The sequence below is a fragment of the Microbulbifer maximicatervae (SeqCode) genome, assembly GCF_052467695.1.
Genome location: NZ_CP174320.1, coordinates 2,940,394 through 2,959,564 on the forward strand (window position 1 = coordinate 2,940,394; position 19,171 = coordinate 2,959,564).

A 19,171-nucleotide genomic window follows, 5' to 3' on the forward strand; every position below is an offset into this window, starting at 1 on the left:
TAAAGGAAATTCCTGTGACGAAAAAAGTAATGATTCTGCCCGGTGACGGCATTGGTCCGGAAATTGTTGAACAGGCCATGGCGGTGCTGGAAGTTGCATCGGGAAAATTCAATCTGGGGCTCAGCTTTGAGCAGGGCCTGATAGGTGGCTCATCTATCGATACCCACGGTGAGCCTCTGACTGACGAAACTCTGAAGGCGGCGGGTGATTGCGATGCGGTGCTGCTCGGCGCGGTAGGCGGCCCTCAGTGGGATACCCTGGAGCGGGAAATTCGCCCGGAAAAAGGCCTGTTAAAAATTCGCAGCGGCCTGGGCCTCTACGCGAATCTGCGCCCGGCGATTCTCTACCCGCAACTGGCCGATGCTTCTTCGCTAAAGCCTGAAGTGGTCGCTGGCTTGGATATTCTGATTGTGCGCGAGTTAACCGGCGGTATTTACTTTGGTGAGCCGCGCGGTATCAAGACCCTGGAAAATGGCGAGCGCCAGGGCTTTAACACCTACGTGTACAGCGAATCAGAAATTGAACGCATTGCCCGCTCTGCCTTTGAGGCGGCACAAAAGCGCAATGGCAAACTCTGTTCTGTCGACAAAGCCAATGTACTGGAAGTGACAGTGCTCTGGCGCGAGGTGTTGGATCGTCTGGCTCCGGAATACCCCGATGTAGAGCTGTCCCATATGTACGTGGACAACGCGGCGATGCAATTGGTGCGGGCGCCCAAGCAGTTTGATGTGATGGTAACTGGCAATATGTTTGGCGATATCCTCTCCGATGCTGCCGCCATGCTTACCGGTTCCATTGGTATGTTGCCCTCCGCCTCCTTGAACGAAAGCGGTTTTGGTCTTTACGAGCCGTGCCATGGCTCCGCTCCGGATATTGCAGGCCAGGGTATCGCCAACCCGCTGGCGACTATTTTGTCTGCTGCCATGATGTTGCGTTATTCCCTCGATATGAACGAGGCGGCAGATGCGATTGAAGCAGCAGTGAGCAAGGTGTTGGAGCAGGGTTTGCGCACTGCCGATATTTATACCGACGGCTGCCAGAAAGTCTCTACCGCAGAGATGGGCGCTGCCGTTGTAGCCGCACTTTAAGTTTCGATTCCACTATCGCGCCGCTTTCCCGGCGGCGCACTTTGACCACCTCACATACAGGACACCGCAATGCAAAAAATAGGTTTTATCGGCTGGCGCGGCATGGTCGGCTCGGTATTACTGGAGCGCATGCGAGCAGAGGACGACTTTGCCCATATCGCCGAACCGGTTTTTTTCTCAACTTCCAACGCCGGAGGCACGGCGCCGGACATCGGCAGGCCCCTGCCGCCACTGGGCGATGCTTACGATATTGATGCACTGAGCCAGCTGGATGCGATTGTCAGCTGTCAGGGTGGTGATTACACCAAGGAAGTTTTTACCCGCTTGCGCGAGGCCGGTTGGCAGGGTTACTGGATTGATGCGGCTTCCAGCCTGCGAATGCAGGATGATGCTGTGATTGTGCTGGACCCGGTTAATCGCGATGTGATTGATCGCGCGATTGATGCCGGACAGAAAAACTTTATCGGTGGCAACTGCACCGTGAGCCTGATGTTGATGGCTCTGGGTGGACTGTTTAAGGCGGGCATGGTCGAGTGGGTTACCGCCATGACTTACCAGGCGGCCAGCGGTGCCGGTGCGCGCAATATGCGCGAGTTGATTGCGCAGATGGGTGCGCTGCGCGATGGTGTGGCAACAGAGCTGGCCGACCCCGCCAGCGCCATTCTGGAGATTGATCGCAAAGTAGCAGCAGATATGCGCTCAGCAGAATTCCCCACTGCAGAATTTGGCGCGCCACTGGCGGGCAGTTTGCTGCCCTGGATCGATACTCAATTGGAGAGTGGCCAGAGCCGCGAAGAGTGGAAGGCGCAAGTTGAAGCAAACAAGATTTTACAGACCGAAACCCCGATTCCTGTGGACGGCACTTGCGTACGTATCGGTGCCATGCGCTGTCACAGCCAGGCTTTCACCATAAAATTGAAAAAAGATTTGCCACTTGCCGACATTGAACAATTGTTAAATGGTGCCAACGACTGGGTGAATGTAGTGCCCAACGAGCGTGAGGCTACGGTGCAGAATCTGGCGCCAACAGCAGTTACCGGAAAGTTGGATATTCCTGTCGGTCGACTGCGTAAATTGAGCGTTGGTCCAGAGTACTTAAACGCCTTTACTGTAGGGGATCAGCTGCTTTGGGGCGCCGCAGAACCCCTGCGCAGAATCCTGCTAATTTTACTCGGCAAACTGTAACTGGTACGAACCTGAGTAAGTCCTCTACTAAGAGTGGAAAAAGGCCACTTTAGTGGAGGACTTTTTGCCAAGCTGTGAACTTCTTCGCGTAAAAAACGGCTACTGTTTGTCATAGCGCCTTTTTCGAATTTTCCCCACGGGTATAATCGCCCCTCATTTTTCCCTTTCCAATTCAATGAAGTGATTTGCCATGTCCGAAGCCACCCGCGAACTGGTCATTGTCGGTGTTGATAACGCCGCCTTTGGTCCCCTGCTGGAAGTACTCGAAGAGCGTGAAGTAATTTCCGCCGAGCAGCTGAGTTTGCTGGAGACTGACGAACGGGAAGTAGACCCCCAGGTATTTGCCAATCGCAATATTCCGGTGGAGTCCCTGGAGAAATTTACATTTAACGATAAGCAGGTCGTGATTCTGCTGAGCGCCGGCGAAGCCGTTGAAGCTGCCATGGCTGCCGCAGAACAAAATGGCGCCTGGATTGTAGACGTGGCCAACAACACCCGTGGCGATGAAAGTGTTGCCCTGGTACACCCAATGTTTAACAGCGGTGAACTCGCTTCTGCCGAGCGCCGCGTTGTTGCGCTGCCAAGTGCCGGCGCCTCCATGGTGGCGGAAGCCCTGGCGCCCCTGAAAGATAAACTGCAAGCGGTAGAGGTACAGCTCAATCAGCCGGTGTCTGCTCTGGGCAAGGCCGCAATTGATGCTATGGCGGCACAAACCGCGCGGATGTTTAGTGGGCAGGACGCAGAAATTGATCCTGAGATTGGCCACCGATTGGCGTTTAACCAGCTCAGTGCCTGCGAGGCTCTGCTCGCCAGTGGCCACACCCTCAGTGAGCTGACTTTGGTTCACGACCTGCGCCGCTTATTTGGAGACGCGGTAGCAGTCGATGCCAGCATCAACACGGTCTCTGTTTTCCACGGTCAGCTAGCTAATTTGGGCGTCGCTTTAACTGAAGATGTCGATCTGGAAAAAGTGCGTGCGCTGCTGGCAAATGGCGCTGGTCTCAAAATGGCGGAGCAGCCCTCGGCAGAAAGTGCGGTGGGCAGTGACGTGACAATCATCGGCCGTTTGCGCCAAAGTCTACTCAACAAGCGACAGTTAAATCTTTGTGCGGTGTCTGACAACCTGCGTAAAGATGTAGCAATAAACTGTGCACAAATTGCCCACTTGTTGCTAAAAAACTACTGATATTTAATACTTAGCGGCCATAGTGAAGGTGTAATCTTAACTTTGGCCCGGCTGAGACTGGCGAAAAATTCGCCATAGTTGGCGGCTGCCTAAACGGCGGCTAATTAGTTGAACGATTACCGTTCAGTAATGGGGATATTCTGAAGGCGCGCTTTTCGGAAACCCTGGGAAGGTTCTAACAATAAAGGGAATCGGATATGCGTGTGCGTAAGTTGGCACTTGCAGTTGGTCTAGTCGGTGCACTGGGAAGCAACGCGGCTCTGGCGCTTGGACTAGGTGAGATCAAGCTCAACTCGACCCTTAACCAGCCTCTCGATGCGGAAATCGGACTGCTGCAGACTCGCGGTTTGGAAGATACCGAAATTAGGGTTCGCCTCGCAGGTCCTGAAGAATTCGAACGCGCTGGTGTCGAGCGCTCTTACCTCCTTACTTCTTTAAGTTTTGACGTGGACTACTCCGGTGGCAAGCCGGTTATCCGCATTTCCAGTCGCGACGCCATTCGCGAACCTTTTTTGAATTTCCTGGTTGAGACTCGCTGGCCCAGTGGCCGTCTACTGCGCGAATATACGCTGCTAATGGACCTGCCGGCGTTTTCCCCAACGGCTGCGCAGCAACCCGTGCGCGCAGCTGAGCGCGAGCGGCAGCAAGTGCGTCGCACAGCCCCAGTTCAGCAGCCCCAGCCTCGCACAACACCGGCCCCGGCTGTTCGCCAGGCACCGGCCGAACCAGCCCCAACTGAAAGGACTGCCCCAGAAACTCGTGAGCCCGCTCGTCCGCAGCCACGCTTTACGACTACAGACACCAGTGAGAGCAACAGCCAGGTATATGGCCCGGTAAGTTCCTCCGATACGTTGTGGGAAATCGCGCTGCAAAATCGTGCCAGTCGCGAGTTCTCTGTTCAGCAGACCATGCTGGCGATTCAAAGGCTGAACCCAGAAGCCTTTATTAATGACAATATCAACCTGTTGAAGAAAGGTGCCGTACTGCGCCTGCCCAACAGCGAGGATTTGCGCACTCTGACTATGACGGAGGCGATTTCTGAGGTGGCTCAACAGAATGACTCCTGGCGCCAGCGCTCCGAAGTGGAAGTGGCTACCGGCGCACCGCTGGATGCTCGTGCGGTTGAGGAGGAGTCCTATGTCAGCGAAACGGTTGAAGGACGCGTTAGCCTGGCTGCACCGGGGGACAATGAGTCCGTTACCTCCGGTTCTGGAGTCGGCACTGATGACAGTGAGGCGCTGGAAGGCGATCTCACAGTAGCTGAGGAAGAGCTGGATAAGTCCAAGCTCGAAAACACGGAATTGCGTGAACGTATCGCCGAGCTCGACGAGCAGATCGATACCATGGATACGCTGATTGATGTTTCCAATGAGGAACTGGCTGCGGTGCAGGCCGCTGCGGAGCAGTCAGACGTGTTGCTCGACCCCACTGAGGCGGATGACGTTGAAGTAGAGTCTTTAGATGACAGCCTGACTGTTGAAGACAGCGAAGAGTTTGATGTTGCTGCTGATACGGAAGGAGAAACTGTTGAAGCCGAACCGGCTCCAGCAGAGACGCGTAACCGTGTAGTTGAAGTTCAAACCAAGCCCAAGCCAACCTTTATGGAGCAGCTGGCCGATAACGGAATGCTGATTGGCTTGGGTGGTGCGGGTCTGCTGGCCGCTATATTTGGCCTGTTCACCTGGCGTCGCCGCAAGGCTGAACAAGAGGCGCAGCAGGAACTTGAACAGCAGATGGCTATGGAACAAGAGCCGCTGGATATTCCTGAGGATATTGCCGAACCCGATGAAACTCTCGCTGCAGTTGAGAGCATGGAGGCAGACGATACCTTCGATCTGGGCGATCTCGGCGATGTAGGCACTGATGACCCAATTTCTGAAGCGGAGATTCACCTGTCCCTGGGGCAGTATGAGGAAGCGGAAAGCAAGCTGCTGCTGGGCCTGGAAAAGGACCCGCAGGTAGTCGATGCGCGCCTGATGTTGATGGAGGTTTACGCCCACAACCAGGACGTTGAAAAGTTTGACGATCACTACCGCCAGCTGCTTAGCATCAGCGACGGTCCTGCTGCCGATCGCGCCGCCCGCCTGCGTGAATCCATTGCTGGTGCGCCGGATTTTGAAGCCCCAGCTATGGGTCTTTCCAATGAGTCCTTCGAAGCGGCGCAGCTCGACGATATCGGCGCGGCCCTGGACGATGACTTCACCAGCGCCGAGCCGGGACTGGTTGGTAGCGGTGACGCGCTGGAGCCGGATACCTCTCTCCTCGATGACCTGACTATGGATCTGTCATTGGATGAGGAAAGCTCTGATTCTGAGCAAGAGCTGTCCCTGGATCTGGAGTTGGATAGCAGCTTTGAAGAGCCGTTGCAGGCGAGCGCAGATCAAAGCGAGTCGCTGGATACCGAGTTCAATCTGGATGATTTGGACCTGGACAGTGCTCTAGACGGAGACAGCCAAGAAGTTACTGCTGAGGTATCGGAACCAGAAGTTGAAAGCGATTTAAATCTTGATGAACTTGATTTGGGTGAGTTGGACCTGGGTGATCTGGGCTCAAGTAATCAAGAGCCCGCTTTGATTGAAGACGATTTGGGGCTTGAGCTTTCTGATAACACAGAAGAGAGTGTCGATGCTCCAATAAAATTCGATACCTCTGATTTGGATCTGGATTCCCTCGACTTGGAGCCGGCGGCAGAAGAAAACTCTGAGGCCTCAGTTGAGGCCCAGCTGGAAGAAAAGGCAACTACCAGCGGTGGTTCCGTTCCGGGTTTGGATTTTGAGCTGGATCTTTCCATGATGGAGGAAGAGATTCAGCCCCAGACAGAAGAAGAGACTTCGGTTGAGCTGGATACGGCCTTTGAATTGGATGATGCTCTGGAACTGGATTCCGTTGACAGCGGTTTGAGCGAGGAAATCTCCCTGGCAGAAGGAGTCTCCTCTGCCCAGGAGTCTGCAGAAGAGTTATCCATGGATGACTTCTCTGATGGCGATCTGGAGATGATCGGCGGCGACTTGGATTCCGACCTGGATCTCGACGGTATCGACCTGGATGATATTGCTGCGGATCTCAACGCAACTGAGCAGCCCTCGGCAGAGGTAGCCACGGCCAGCAGTGAGCCGGCAGCAGATTTATCCCTCGATGCTGACCTGGATACTCTCGATGCTGCAGGTATGGAGCTGGCCGGGGCTAGCGACCTGGACTTCAATGCGGATGCAATCGAAGAGGAGTTCTCCCTAGAGGATGAGCTGGCTCTCATCGATGAATCCACTGAGGGTGATTTGACTCTTGAGCCAGAACCCTTGGTTGAAGCTAAACCTGAAGCGACAGAGCAGGTTGAGGCGATTGTCGAGAAGCCGTCAGATTCTGACTTTGGTGACCTCGACTTCAACCTGGAAAGCGACCTCAATTCAGAGTTGAGTTTGCTGGAAGGCGGCGATGAGATGGCGACCAAGTTGGAGCTGGCTCAAGCTTATATGGATATGGGTGACGAAGAGGGTGCCAAGGATATCCTCAAAGAGGTAGCCCAGGATGGTGGCGGTGAACACAAAGACCGCGCCGAGGAAATGCTGGAGCGGATGGTGTAAGCTAGCAGCATATTCCGTTTTTGAAAAAACCTCGCACTGGTTGCGAGGTTTTTTTATGTTTACCGGGAAGTTCCCGGCAGTGATTTTTACCCGGCGCAGACGCAGCGGGGGAGAGCGAGTGGTTTTGGTGATATGAGTCAGGTGACGCAAAGGGAATATATTTACAAGCCCAATGGGGAGGTACCTGAAGGTGAGGGGCTGCCCGAAGGGCTGCGCCGTATAGCCCTGGGCGTTGAGTATTGCGGAGCCAAGCTGCACGGTTTCCAGAAGCAGAAGTCTGCATCGGAGACTGTCCAGGCTCATCTGGAGCGGGCTTTATCCACTATTGCAGCGGAGGATGTGACCCTGGTTTGTGCCGGGCGTACCGATGCGGGCGTTCATGCTACCAATCAGGTCATCCACTTTGATACCCGAGCGCAGCGCCCGGACCGCGCCTGGGTGCAGGGAGTTAATACCAAGTTGCCGGATTCAGTGCGGGTGCGCTGGGCGCGGGAAATGCCGGCGCAGTTCCATGCACGTTTTTCCGCTCACGCCCGCAGTTATCGCTACCTGATCCACAGCGCACCGACCCGCTCGGCCCACAGCGCCGCTGAGGTAACCTGGACCCAGCATTCGCTGGACCTGGAGGCGATGCGTGAGGGAGCCAGCTACTTGATCGGCCGCCACGACTTCACCAGCTACCGCGCCTCTCAGTGTCAGGCCAAGAGCCCGGTGCGTGAAATTACCCGCCTGGATATTGCTCCAGTGGGTCAGCTGATTGCCTTGGAGATTAGTGCTAACGCATTCCTTCACCATATGGTGCGCAATATCACCGGGGTTTTGATGGCTGTGGGGCGAGGTGAGCGTCCACCAATTTGGGTAAAAGAGGTGCTGGATCAGCGGGACCGCTCCGTCGGAGGCGTGACTGCGCCGCCGTTTGGCCTGTATCTCGTTGATGTGCGCTATCCGGATCATTTCCAGCTTCCCCAATGTGAGCCTGGGCCACTGCTGGTGCCACAACCTTTGGGTGCTTTGCTTTCCAGTTAGACTGCTGAATTTTTCGAGGCTAAAGCAAATCTGGGAGAGGGCGTGCATTTCGCGCCTTCTGACTATCTGCTAGTATCCGTCGTTCCCTCTTTTGATCGGCCAGCCGGCTGAGTCCAGGTTACACGATGCAAGTAAAAATATGCGGCATCACTTGTATAGAAGATGCCCTGATGGCTGTAGATGCAGGTGCCGACGCGTTGGGCCTGGTATTTTATAAGCCGAGCCCGCGCTATATCGATCTTGATATGGCAGCTAAAGTTGCAGCGGCAGTTCCCCCATTTGTCACCCTGACGGGGTTATTTGTCGATGCGGCACAGAGTGAGGTGGACGCTGTACTGGAATCGGTGCCGCTTAACCTGTTGCAATTCCACGGCGATGAAAGTGCCCGTTTCTGCGAACAATTCCGGCGTCCCTATATCAAAGCGTTGCGGATGAAAGATGACCTCGATGTCAAAGCCGCAATGACTGAGCACCCCAAAGCCCGGGGTTTTCTATTGGATGCCTACAGGCCTGGTGTCCCCGGTGGTACTGGAGAGACCTTTGATTGGGGCAGGGTTCCCCAAGATAGCAATCGCCCGATCGTTCTTGCCGGTGGCTTGAATCCCGCGAATGTAACTGCAGCAGTAGAAGCTGCGCGCCCACAGGGGGTGGATGTGAGCGGAGGTGTAGAGTGTCAGCCGGGACGCAAGGATCGAGAAAAAGTTTTTGCGTTTGTCAGCGCGGCGAAGAGATAGATTTAGAGGCGGTACCGGAAGTGCCGCCCGCCGGATTGGCCGGCGCGAGCCAGCAAATACCAGCAGATCGACGCATCTGCACCAGTATTTTCTGGCGACGTTTGAATAGTTCAGGAAGAGCTAGGGCTAATAGTATTAAAGCGGCACAGGGAAGTGCCGCCCGCCGGCTTGGCCGGCGCGAGCCAGTAAATACCAGCAGATCGACGCATCTGCGCCAGTATTTTCTGGCGACGTTTGAATAGTTCAGGAAGAACTATTCAAACAGTAGGTAAATAGAAAGAAAGTTTTAACCCCACGTGACCCACGGAGTATGAGTGTGAGTAAGCCAGGTGCTATCGATTTTTCCACCTTCCCGGATGCGAGCGGACATTTTGGTCCCTACGGCGGTCGCTTTGTATCGGAGACGCTGATCAGCGCATTGGATGAGCTTCAGGCAATGTATAGCCGCCTGAAAGATGATCCGGATTTTGTCGCTGCCTTTGATCACGATCTGGCGCACTACGTAGGCCGGCCATCGCCGCTGTATCTTGCTGAGCGACTGACTGAGCAGGCGGGCGGTGCGCGAATCTGGCTTAAGAGGGAAGACCTGAACCATACCGGTGCGCACAAGGTAAATAACACGGTGGGCCAGGCACTGCTGGCCAAACACAGCGGTAAGACCCGCGTAATTGCCGAAACCGGCGCTGGTCAACACGGTGTGGCTACGGCAACCGTGGCGGCGCGTCTCGGTTTGCAGTGTACGGTTTATATGGGTGCGGAAGACGTTAAGCGCCAGTCCCCCAACGTATACCGTATGAAGCTGCTGGGGGCAGAAGTGGTGCCGGTGGAATCCGGTTCCAAGACCCTAAAGGACGCCATGAATGAAGCCATGCGCGATTGGGTAACCAATGTCGATAATACTTTCTACATTATCGGCACTGTGGCTGGTCCTCACCCTTATCCGCAATTGGTGCGCGACTTCAACTCTATTATCGGCCGTGAAGCCCGTTGCCAGAGTCTGGAACGCTTTGGCCAGTTGCCCGATGCGCTGGTGGCCTGCGTCGGTGGTGGTTCCAATGCGATCGGCCTGTTTCACCCGTTCCTGAATGATGCTGAAGTGAAAATGTTTGGTGTCGAAGCCGGCGGTGAAGGCCTGGCTTCCGGTAAGCATGCTGCACCACTGAATGATGGTATTCCCGGTGTTCTGCACGGTAACCGCACCTACCTGATGGAAGATGATGACGGCCAGATTATCGAGACTCACTCAGTTTCTGCGGGGCTCGACTACCCGGGTGTTGGCCCTGAGCACTCTTGGCTGAAAGATATCGGCCGGGTGGAATATGTCACCGCCGATGATGATGAAGCCCTGGATGCCTTCCGCCGTCTCACTCGCACTGAGGGCATTTTGCCGGCATTGGAATCCAGCCATGCAGTCGCGTACGCGCTCAAATTGGCGGCTTCCATGAGCCCTGAGCAGAATGTCCTGGTGAATCTCTCCGGCCGAGGCGATAAGGATATTTTCACCGTTGCCGCTATCGACGGTATCGAGGTGTAGCAATATCACCGCCCGCCTCTGAGGCGGGCAAAATGGGTGAAGATCAAATAATTGAGCTGGCTTTTTGCCAGGAGTAGCTCAGGGAATAAACTGTGACAGAACAAAATAGAATTGATCGCCGCTTTGCCAAGTTGCGCGATGAGGGCCGCAAGGCACTGGTAACTTATATTGTCGCTGGCGATGGCGGCTTGGAAAATACTGTGCCGCTGATGCATCAGTTGGTAGCCAGCGGGGCCGATGTTATTGAATTGGGGGTGCCGTTTTCCGACCCCATGGCAGAGGGCCCGGTAATTCAGAAAGGGCATGAGCGAGCGCTGGCCAATGGGGCTTCGCTGCGCAAATGTTTGGCATTGGTGAAAGAATTTCGTCAGTCGGATAGTGACACCCCGGTAATCCTGATGGGCTATGCCAACCCTATTCAGCGTATGGGTGAATTGGAGTTTGCTGAAGCGGCGTCCACTGCGGGTGTCGATGGTGCCCTGACCGTAGATCTGCCGGCTGAAGAGTCCGGTTCCCTGAATGCCTTTTTGGCGGAGCGCAACCTGCGCAATATCTTCCTGCTGACGCCTACCACCACTGAAGAGCGTGTTCGTGAAATTACCGATGTCGCCAGTGGCTTTGTTTACTATGTATCCCTGAAGGGGGTTACCGGAGCAGGCCACCTGGATTTGGATTCAGTGCGTAACAATCTGGACCATATTCGCCAGTTTACCGATCTGCCCCTGTGTGTTGGCTTCGGTATCAAAGATGGTACCTCGGCCCGCCAGGTCAGTGCCCATGGCGACGGTGCTGTAGTCGGTAGCGTGCTGGTGTCGGCGGTAGATGCGGCGGCAGACCTGGAAGCCGCTAAAGCGGCGGTTGGGGCTATTGTCAGCGAGATGCGCGAAGCCCTGGATCGCTAAAAGCAGCTATAGCTCTAAGCACAAAGCTGGCCAGAAAGCCAAAAATAGCGGCTGATCTGGCCGGGTTTGTTGTTCAGCTTAGTGTTTTAATTCCTAGCCTGAAACCCACTGGTCGGTAAAATGTGCCGGCCCAAAGAAAGCATCCGGATTTGGAAACGAGATGAGCTGGTTAGAAAAAATTGTCCCTGCGGTAATTCGCACAGAGCGTCGCACCGGCAGCAGCAAGGTCCCCGAGGGGGTTTGGAAGAAGTGCGTCAAATGCGATGCGATGCTTTATCGCCCGGAGCTGGAACGCAATCTGGATGTGTGCCCCAAGTGCGATCACCACTTTAGAATCGGCGCCCGTCGCCGCCTGGATATCTTCCTCGACGAGGAAGGTCGTGAAGAGCTGGCCACCGATGTGCAGCCGGTTGATCGCCTGAAGTTTAAAGACGTTAAAAAATATAAAGACCGCTTGGTGCAGGCACAAAAGTCCACTGGTGAGAAGGATGCCCTGATCGCTATGCAGGGCAGCCTGAATGGTGCTCCCCTGGTAGCGGTAGCATTTGAGTTCGCTTTCCACGGTGGCTCCATGGGCTATGTGGTCGGCGAGCGCTTTACCCGTGCCGCTCAGCGTGCCTTGGAGCAACGTATCCCGCTGGTTTGTTTCTCTGCTACCGGTGGTGCCCGCATGCAGGAGGCCCTGATCTCCCTCATGCAGATGGCTAAAACCTCAGCGGTGCTGGAAAAAATGAAGATGGCCGGCGTGCCATATATCTCCATTATGACCGACCCGGTATACGGTGGTGTTTCCGCATCCCTGGCCCTGCTGGGGGATATCAACGCGGCGGAGCCCGGAGCGCGCGCTGGTTTTGCCGGCCCGAATATTATCGAGCAGACCATTCGCCAGAAATTGCCGAAAGGTTTCCAGCGCAGTGAGTTCCTGCTGGAGCACGGCGCAATTGATATGATTATTCCTCGCAAGGAAATGCGCTCTACAGTGTCCCGCATATTGGGTAAACTGACCGGCAACTGATTTCCATTCCCATAGGGTAATGCTGTGATCAGCTTAATTTCCGCTGATTGCAGCCCCCATCATTGATGTTTTCAACTATGCCTTCACTGCAAGATTGGCTCTCCCGCCTGGAGCAGCTGCACCCTTCCGAAATTGAATTAGGTCTTGAGCGCGTCGCGTCTGTGGCCGATGCACTGGGTATCCAGAAACCGGCACCGACAGTGATTACTGTGGCGGGCACCAATGGTAAGGGTTCCTGCGTGGCCACTATGGAGGCGCTGCTGTGTAAGGGAGGGCGCTCCGTAGGCGCTTACAGTTCCCCACACCTTCTGCGCTTTAACGAGAGGGTGCGTATCGGGGGTGAAGAGGTTGCCGATAAAGATCTCGTGCTGGCGTTTGAGGCTATCGAGGTTGCTCGCGGTGAGACCAGCCTGACCTATTTTGAATACACCACCCTGGCGGCGCTCTGGTTATTTCAAAGGGCAGGCGTCGAGTTTGCACTTCTGGAAGTTGGCCTGGGTGGACGCCTGGATGCAGTTAACCTGGTGGATGCGGATCTCGCTATTATCACTAGTGTTGCCATTGATCACGAGGACTGGCTTGGCAGTGACCGGGAAATAATCGGCCATGAAAAAGCCGGTATCCTGCGTGCCGGGGCGCCTTTTGTCTGTGCTGATAACAATCCCACCCAATCTGTGCTGTCTGCGGCAGAAAAATTGTCCAGTTCCAGTTACTTTATAGGTCAGGATTTCTCTCTGAATTTGGGAGAGGGTAAAAAAGAACTTTACCGCTTTGGTAAGTTGGAACTTGTGATCCCCCCGATCAGCTTGCCGCGCCCAAGTATCGCTGCTGGGATTACCGCGCTGGCTCTGCTCAATGTATTGCCCCAGAGTGGGATCGAATCTGCACTGGCTGAAATTGCCCTGCCTGGGCGCTGTCAGCAGGTTCAATGGCAAGGGCGCAACTTGCTGTTGGATGTGGGGCACAATCCGGCAGCGGCCGAACACTTGGCTAAATGGCTTGCAGATCACCCTGTAGATGGTGAGACCCATGCGCTGGTAGCGGCTATGGCCGATAAGGATTTGGTGGGACTCTTCGCGCCTTTACGGGGTGTGGTGGATGCCTGGCACCCCGCAGAGTTGCAGGGCAATAGCCGCGCTGCGAGCGGAGAGACCTTGCTGGAAGGTCTGGCCGCAGCAGGTGTTGAGGCAACGAACGCCGATAGCCGCTGTCCAACGGTCGCCGATGGTTTACAACAGCTGCTGCCGACCATTGGTCCACAAGACAGGTTGCTTGTATTTGGTTCCTTCTTTACTGTGGCTGAGGTTCTGCAGCAGATGCGAGACGAAGGTAATGGAGAATTGCGAGGGTAAACCCTCCCGCCGAGGGCGATTGAACGACGGATTTAAGCAGCGCATTGTCGGTGCGCTGGTTTTGGCTGCGCTTGCCGTTATTTTCTTGCCCAGCCTGTTGGACCGGGAGGCCGCAGGCAATATCAGTGAAACCAGCCAGATTCCGGCGGAGCCGGATATACGCCCTATTGAAATTGCCGAGCCACAGCCGGTAGCGGATGCTGTGCCAGCACCGGCGCCCGGTGAGGCTTTCCAGCCGGATCTGCCGGAGAACTTCTCCAACCCGAAGGCTCCAGTAGCTGATGAGGGAGAGGAACGGTCAGAGATCGCCAAGAGTGATGAGCCGGAGGAAAAACTGCCCGCGCCGAAGAAGGGAGCCTCGCCCCTTGTGGATGCCTATGGCCTGCCTGTGGCCTGGGTGGTTCAAGTGGCTTCCTACCGGGATGAGTCCAATGCGGACAAGCTGCGTTTGCGCCTGATGAACGAGGGCTACAGTGCCTATACTCGGGCGGTGGATACAGATAAGGGTCGCCTGGTGCGGGTCTTTGTTGGGCCAAAGGTCAACAAGGCCGATGCCCATCAGCTGAAAAAAGAATTGGATACCCTTCTGAAAGCCCAGACCCTCGTGCTTCAGTTCAAGGCCTGATCGGGCCTTTGACTTCAGGTTGCCACCATTTCAGCCCGAGGCGGATGGTGGCAACTTGCTGGCAGACTTCCACTTTGCACTTTTATTCGCAATTAACCGATTGCCACTGCGCCAAACGTCCAGGGAAAGCGGTACTACAAGTAATAAATTCCAATCGGTTGGCCTACGGCTTCACGCGCTTAGTCCCTTCAGTTAGAATGCGCGCTCTTCGCGGCAGCAGCCGCCACGCAGGTAGGATTGAATGAATTGGGCTGACTGGATCATTCTGGCTATTGTGGGTATCTCCACGCTTATCGGCCTTAGTCGAGGTTTCATCAAGGAAACCTTGTCTCTGCTTACCTGGATTGCCGCCTTTATCGTCGCCATGATGTTTCGCGACCAGCTGGCGCCAATGCTATCCAACCTCGTCGACACCCCCTCCCTCCAAATGATTGCAGCTTTTGGCATCCTGTTTATCGGCACCTTACTCGCTGGCGCCGGTCTCAACATGGTGCTTTCTGCCTTTGTTGAGGCAACTGGGCTATCCGGTACAGATAGAGTGCTGGGAATGGCGTTTGGCTTGGTGCGGGGGGCCATTGTCGTGATGGCGCTGTTGATCCTGGCCCCGGCATTGGTGCCGGTGGAGCAGGACAGCTGGTGGAGTCAGTCTGTTTTGATTCCCCATTTCCTCGAATTTGAGGATAGTGCGCGGGAGCTGGCGGGCTCCGTTAAGGAATTCTTCGTAAAGTTGTTTTAAATAGAGCGCCAAAAGCGCTCTTCTCGAGTCAATAGGGTCAAATATATGTGTGGTATCGTCGGTATCGTCGGTAAGAGTGACGTCAATCTGCAGCTCTATGATGGGCTCACTCTGCTACAGCACAGGGGACAGGATGCCGCCGGTATCGTTACCTGTGACGATGATCGCCTGAACCAGCAGAAAGCCAATGGTCTGGTTCGCGACGTATTCCGCGCGCGCCACATGGAGCGTCTGAAAGGCAATTTTGGTATTGGTCACGTCCGCTACCCCACTGCCGGCAGCTCCGGCCCGGCGCTGGCTCAGCCGTTCTACGTGAACTCTCCCTACGGCATCGCCATGGCTCACAACGGCAACCTCACCAATGTGCACGAGGTGGTCGATGAGATCTTCCAGCAGGACCTGCGTCATATCAATACAGATTCTGACTCGGAAGTGTTGCTGAACGTGTTCGCCCACGAGCTGCACAAGTTGCACAAGCTGCAGCCGAAAGCCGAAGATATCTTCAGTGCGATGCGCTCTGTACACAAGCGCGTGCGCGGCGCCTACGCTTGCGTTGCCCTGATTGTCGGTTACGGTATTGTCGCTTTCCGCGATCCCAACGGAATTCGTCCACTGGTTTACGGCAAGCGTGAAACCGAGAAGGGCACCGAATATATGGTGGCTTCCGAGTCCGTGGCTCTGGACGTACTGGGTTACACCCTGGTGCGCGATGTCGCTCCTGGCGAAGCGCTCTATATCGAGCTGGATGGCACTGTGCACTCCGAGCAGTGTTCAGATAACCCGTCTTTGACTCCCTGTATTTTTGAGCATGTGTACTTTGCCCGTCCTGACTCCATTATGGATGGCGTATCGGTACACAAGGCGCGTTTGCGTCAGGGTGAGCATCTGGCGGACAAAATTCTCAGCATGCGCCCGGATCACGATATCGACGTGGTTATCCCGATCCCGGATTCTGCCCGCACGGCAGGTCAGACGGTAGCCCACCGCTTGGGGGTGAAATTCCGTGAAGGTATGGTGAAGAACCGCTATATCGGACGGACCTTTATCATGCCCGGTCAAAAGCAGCGCAAGAAGTCGGTTCGCCAGAAGCTCAACGCCATCGAGCTGGAATTCCGTGGCAAGAATGTGTTGCTGGTAGATGACTCCATTGTGCGCGGTACTACCTGTAAGCAGATTATCCAGATGGCCCGCGATGCCGGTGCTGCCAAAGTGTACTTCGCCAGTGCTGCACCAGCGGTAAAATACCCGAATGTTTACGGTATCGACATGCCCTCCGCCACTGAGCTGGTGGCTCACGGTCGCACCACCGAGGAAATCTGTGAGGAGATTGGCGCAGACTGGTTGATCTACCAGGAGCTGGAAGATTTGGTGGTCAGCTCCAGTGGCGGCAAGCAAAAAATTGATCGCTTTGATTGCTCTGTATTCGACGGCAATTACATCACCGGTGATGTGGACGAGGAATACCTGAACGATCTGCACGCTCAGCGCAATGATACGGCGAAGCGTAAAAAGGCCGACGCCAACGCTTTGTAATTCGCCCTTTGGGGGAATATCTAAATATCCTTCACCTGATTGGCGGGCGGCAAAAAAACCGTTTTTGTAGCCTGCCAATAGTAAAAAAGCGTAAGCGTCCTTTTCTCGCGGCAGAAGAGGGCGCCAGTTAAGATCGTTTCGGTTAAGATGACTGCTTCCAAAAATACTGACCAGGAAGCGGTATATGTTTGAAGACGACGGTTACGCTCTGGAAACCCTGGCGGTGCGCGCCGGCCAGGTTCGCTCACCGGAAGGAGAGCACTCCGAGGCACTTTACCTCACCTCCAGTTATGTTTTCCCCTCCGCTGCAGAGGCTGCTGCGCGCTTTTCTGGCGAAAGCTCCGGCAACGTCTACTCCCGCTATACCAACCCCACAGTACGCACTTTTGAAGAGCGCATCGCTGCTCTCGAAGGCGGTGAAGCTGCGGTAGCCACTGCTAGCGGCATGGCTGCCATTCTCAGTATTTGTATGGCGCTACTGAAAAGTGGCGACCACGTTATCTGTTCCCGCAGTGTTTTCGGCACCACCACGGCTTTATTTGGCCGTTATATGGAAAAGTTCGGCGTGCGGGTGAGCTATGTCGATTTGACCGATATGGATGCCTGGAAGCAGGCCGTAGATGGTTCCACCAAGCTGCTGTTTATGGAGACGCCTTCCAACCCTCTGTGTGAAGTAGCCGATATCCGCGCGTTGGCACAGGTCGCCCACAGCGCTGGTGCCATGCTGGTGGTCGACAACTGTTTTTGTACCCCGGCACTGCAGCGACCTCTATCCATGGGCGCCGATATTGTGGTGCACTCCGCAACCAAATTCCTCGACGGCCAGGGGCGGGCCCTGGGCGGTGTTGCCGTTGGTCGCAAGGAAGTAATGGATGAGTTGGTGGTTTTCCTGCGCACTGCTGGACCGAGCATGAGCCCGTTTAATGCTTGGGTATTCCTCAAAGGGCTGGAAACTTTAAAGTTGCGTATGCAGGCGCATTGCACCAATGCACTCGACTTGGCTTGGTGGCTCGATGAGCAGGAGATGGTGGAGAAGGTAAATTACACCGGCTTGCCTAAACACCCCCAACACCGCCTAGCGCGGGAACAGCAGGACGCTTTTGGCGCAGTGCTGAGTTTTACTGTGCGCGGTGGTCGCGAAGCTGCCTGGAAAGTGATCGACAATTGTAAAATCCTCTCCTGCACTGCCAACTTGGGGGATGCAAAAACCACTATTGTGCACCCTGCCACGACAACCCACGGCCGCCTTAGTGATGAAGATAAGGCTCGCGCCGGAATTACCGAAAATTTGATTCGTGTTTCGGTAGGGCTGGAAAATGTTGAGGACCTCAAGCGCGACCTGATGCGTGGATTATCCCAGTTATAAGCGCGCCCAGCTACCTATGATTATTAGGGAGCCTCTGAATAATTCCGCAATACCTCTGCGGGCCTTGAAGGCTACAGATGTTAGGCGTAGTGGCCACAGCCCTTTGCAAGAGCTGCAACACAGCAGATGCGGCCTTCAAGACCCGCCCTTCGGGGCTTGCAGAGCGATTCACACTCTGCGTTGCAGCTTCTTGAAAGGTCTAGACATTCCTGCGAAGCCGCGCCTGGATTGTGAACCGCGCTGCATGCCAGAGGTATCACGGAGTTATCCAGAGGCTCCCTGGCGGACAGTGGAATACTGCCCGCCGCTTCCGGTAGCGTTTGCGTTGTTTAATGCCCCTGCCGGTGTGCAGAAATAGCCCCCTTTAGAAAAATTGAGCAGTAATGGATTTGCCGTGCAAAAAATAGTTTCCGCCATAGTGTCTGATATCGGCAGCGTTTTATTGGGTAAAGAGCGCCAGGTGAAGTTGGCGTTGGCCTGTTTGTTATCAAAAGGCCACCTGTTGATCGAAGACCTACCGGGTATGGGTAAGACCACCTTGGCCCATGCACTCGCACAGGTGCTGGGGCTAACTTATAAGCGGGTGCAGTTCACCAGTGATATGTTGCCGGCGGATATTCTTGGTGTTTCGATATTTGATCGGGAGTCCAGCCAATTTCACTTTCACGAGGGACCTGTGTTTAGCCAGGTGTTATTGGCGGATGAGATTAATCGCTCATCGCCAAAAACCCAGAGTGCGCTGTTAGAAGCTATGGAAGAGCGCCAGGTGAGTGTCGATGGCGAGACCCGCACACTGCCCCAGCCATTTTTTGTGATTGCCACGCAAAACCCGATGCAACAATCGGGCACCTTTGCATTGCCGGAATCCCAGCTGGATCGCTTCCTTATGCGTATCAGTCTTGGCTATCCCACCCGGGAGGCGGAGCGGGCTTTGTTTATGGGGGCCGATCCGAGACAGCAGCTGGCGAAAATAAAACCCAGAATTGATATTGCCACACTCGGAAAAATGCAAAGCCTGGTTGGACAGGTGAAAACTTCTGACAGTCTGCTGGATTACCTGGAGCGACTGGTTTTGCAAACCCGCCAGAGCCCGGATTGCGCAGTGGGTTTATCACCCCGAGGCGCTTTGGCCCTTTTGCGCGCAGCCAAAGCTTGGGCGTTGATTCACAATCGCGGCCATGTATTGCCTGAGGATATCCAGGCCGTGTTGCCGGCGGTGGCAGGTCATCGGCTACAGAGCGATGGCAGTAATGGTGAACAGTTGGTGGAGCGATTGTTGCGCCAAGTGGATGTGATCGCAGCTTGAGT

General features: G+C 55.1%; 15 protein-coding genes. All 15 read left to right on the forward strand.

Annotated features, from left to right (window positions below; genetic code table 11):
* Positions 1-29: 29 nt before the first annotated feature.
* The 15 genes from leuB to ACJJI8_RS12970 all read left to right on the forward strand — a co-directional run bounded on the left by leuB (position 30) and on the right by ACJJI8_RS12970 (position 19,169).
* Entirely contained in the window at positions 30-1,088 is a 1,059-nt protein-coding gene (gene leuB / locus ACJJI8_RS12900; RefSeq protein ID WP_444898247.1) for a 3-isopropylmalate dehydrogenase, read from the forward strand.
* A 69-nt stretch (positions 1,089-1,157) separates the two neighbouring features.
* Positions 1,158-2,273, forward strand: a complete 1,116-nt coding sequence (gene asd / locus ACJJI8_RS12905) for an aspartate-semialdehyde dehydrogenase (RefSeq protein WP_444932612.1) — start codon at positions 1,158-1,160, stop codon at positions 2,271-2,273.
* Positions 2,274-2,463: 190 nt separating this feature from the next.
* Positions 2,464-3,459, forward strand: a complete 996-nt coding sequence (locus ACJJI8_RS12910; RefSeq protein ID WP_444905931.1) for an Asd/ArgC dimerization domain-containing protein — start codon at positions 2,464-2,466, stop codon at positions 3,457-3,459.
* A gap of 197 nt (positions 3,460-3,656) precedes the next feature.
* Positions 3,657-7,040 carry a motility hub landmark protein FimV gene (locus ACJJI8_RS12915; protein ID WP_444932613.1) on the forward strand — a complete coding sequence of 1,128 codons (3,384 nt, stop codon included), beginning with the start codon at positions 3,657-3,659 and terminating at the stop codon, positions 7,038-7,040.
* Between the two features lie 132 nt (positions 7,041-7,172).
* The gene (truA, locus tag ACJJI8_RS12920) at positions 7,173-8,066 is read left to right on the forward strand and encodes a tRNA pseudouridine(38-40) synthase TruA (RefSeq protein ID WP_444932614.1); all 894 of its coding nucleotides are present in this window, start codon (positions 7,173-7,175) and stop codon (positions 8,064-8,066) included.
* A gap of 125 nt (positions 8,067-8,191) precedes the next feature.
* Positions 8,192-8,800 (forward strand): phosphoribosylanthranilate isomerase, encoded by a 609-nt coding sequence (locus ACJJI8_RS12925; protein ID WP_444932615.1) that lies wholly within the window; start codon positions 8,192-8,194, stop codon positions 8,798-8,800.
* A 310-nt stretch (positions 8,801-9,110) separates the two neighbouring features.
* The gene (gene trpB / locus ACJJI8_RS12930; protein WP_444932616.1) at positions 9,111-10,334 is read left to right on the forward strand and encodes a tryptophan synthase subunit beta; all 1,224 of its coding nucleotides are present in this window, start codon (positions 9,111-9,113) and stop codon (positions 10,332-10,334) included.
* 92 nt (positions 10,335-10,426) lie between these two features.
* Positions 10,427-11,236: a tryptophan synthase subunit alpha gene (gene trpA, locus ACJJI8_RS12935; RefSeq protein ID WP_444932617.1), complete on the forward strand. Its 810-nt coding sequence runs from the start codon at positions 10,427-10,429 to the stop codon at positions 11,234-11,236.
* A 160-nt stretch (positions 11,237-11,396) separates the two neighbouring features.
* Positions 11,397-12,251, forward strand: a complete 855-nt coding sequence (gene accD, locus ACJJI8_RS12940) for an acetyl-CoA carboxylase, carboxyltransferase subunit beta (RefSeq protein WP_282931874.1) — start codon at positions 11,397-11,399, stop codon at positions 12,249-12,251.
* A gap of 77 nt (positions 12,252-12,328) precedes the next feature.
* Positions 12,329-13,603: a bifunctional tetrahydrofolate synthase/dihydrofolate synthase gene (gene folC / locus ACJJI8_RS12945; protein ID WP_444932618.1), complete on the forward strand. Its 1,275-nt coding sequence runs from the start codon at positions 12,329-12,331 to the stop codon at positions 13,601-13,603.
* Positions 13,584-14,228 (forward strand): SPOR domain-containing protein, encoded by a 645-nt coding sequence (locus tag ACJJI8_RS12950; RefSeq protein WP_282931876.1) that lies wholly within the window; start codon positions 13,584-13,586, stop codon positions 14,226-14,228. Before folC ends, ACJJI8_RS12950 begins: the two co-directional genes overlap by 20 nt.
* 241 nt (positions 14,229-14,469) lie before the next feature.
* A complete protein-coding gene (locus ACJJI8_RS12955; protein ID WP_282931877.1) occupies positions 14,470-14,964 on the forward strand; it encodes a CvpA family protein in 495 nt (164 codons plus the stop codon).
* A gap of 45 nt (positions 14,965-15,009) precedes the next feature.
* Positions 15,010-16,497, forward strand: coding sequence for an amidophosphoribosyltransferase (gene purF, locus ACJJI8_RS12960; protein ID WP_282931878.1), 1,488 nt, complete (start codon positions 15,010-15,012; stop codon positions 16,495-16,497).
* A 184-nt stretch (positions 16,498-16,681) separates the two neighbouring features.
* Positions 16,682-17,863, forward strand: coding sequence for an O-succinylhomoserine sulfhydrylase (locus ACJJI8_RS12965; protein ID WP_282931879.1), 1,182 nt, complete (start codon positions 16,682-16,684; stop codon positions 17,861-17,863).
* Positions 17,864-18,257: 394 nt separating this feature from the next.
* A complete protein-coding gene (locus ACJJI8_RS12970) occupies positions 18,258-19,169 on the forward strand; it encodes an AAA family ATPase (protein WP_282931880.1) in 912 nt (303 codons plus the stop codon).
* The last annotated feature ends 2 nt before the right edge of the window (positions 19,170-19,171 follow it).

What these genes read in the sequence shown, in the direction of transcription:
- ACJJI8_RS12925 (WP_444932615.1), top strand. Translation starts at nt 8,192, where the DNA reads ATGCAAGTAAAAATATGCGGCATCACTTGTATAGAAGATGCCCTGATG.
- ACJJI8_RS12910 (WP_444905931.1), top strand. Translation starts at nt 2,464, where the DNA reads ATGTCCGAAGCCACCCGCGAACTGGTCATTGTCGGTGTTGATAACGCC.
- folC (WP_444932618.1), top strand. Translation starts at nt 12,329, where the DNA reads ATGCCTTCACTGCAAGATTGGCTCTCCCGCCTGGAGCAGCTGCACCCT.
- asd (WP_444932612.1), top strand. Translation starts at nt 1,158, where the DNA reads ATGCAAAAAATAGGTTTTATCGGCTGGCGCGGCATGGTCGGCTCGGTA.
- accD (WP_282931874.1), top strand. Translation starts at nt 11,397, where the DNA reads ATGAGCTGGTTAGAAAAAATTGTCCCTGCGGTAATTCGCACAGAGCGT.
- trpB (WP_444932616.1), top strand. Translation starts at nt 9,111, where the DNA reads ATGAGTGTGAGTAAGCCAGGTGCTATCGATTTTTCCACCTTCCCGGAT.
- ACJJI8_RS12955 (WP_282931877.1), top strand. Translation starts at nt 14,470, where the DNA reads ATGAATTGGGCTGACTGGATCATTCTGGCTATTGTGGGTATCTCCACG.
- ACJJI8_RS12965 (WP_282931879.1), top strand. Translation starts at nt 16,682, where the DNA reads ATGTTTGAAGACGACGGTTACGCTCTGGAAACCCTGGCGGTGCGCGCC.
- truA (WP_444932614.1), top strand. Translation starts at nt 7,173, where the DNA reads ATGAGTCAGGTGACGCAAAGGGAATATATTTACAAGCCCAATGGGGAG.
- purF (WP_282931878.1), top strand. Translation starts at nt 15,010, where the DNA reads ATGTGTGGTATCGTCGGTATCGTCGGTAAGAGTGACGTCAATCTGCAG.
- ACJJI8_RS12950 (WP_282931876.1), top strand. Translation starts at nt 13,584, where the DNA reads ATGGAGAATTGCGAGGGTAAACCCTCCCGCCGAGGGCGATTGAACGAC.
- leuB (WP_444898247.1), top strand. Translation starts at nt 30, where the DNA reads ATGATTCTGCCCGGTGACGGCATTGGTCCGGAAATTGTTGAACAGGCC.
- ACJJI8_RS12915 (WP_444932613.1), top strand. Translation starts at nt 3,657, where the DNA reads ATGCGTGTGCGTAAGTTGGCACTTGCAGTTGGTCTAGTCGGTGCACTG.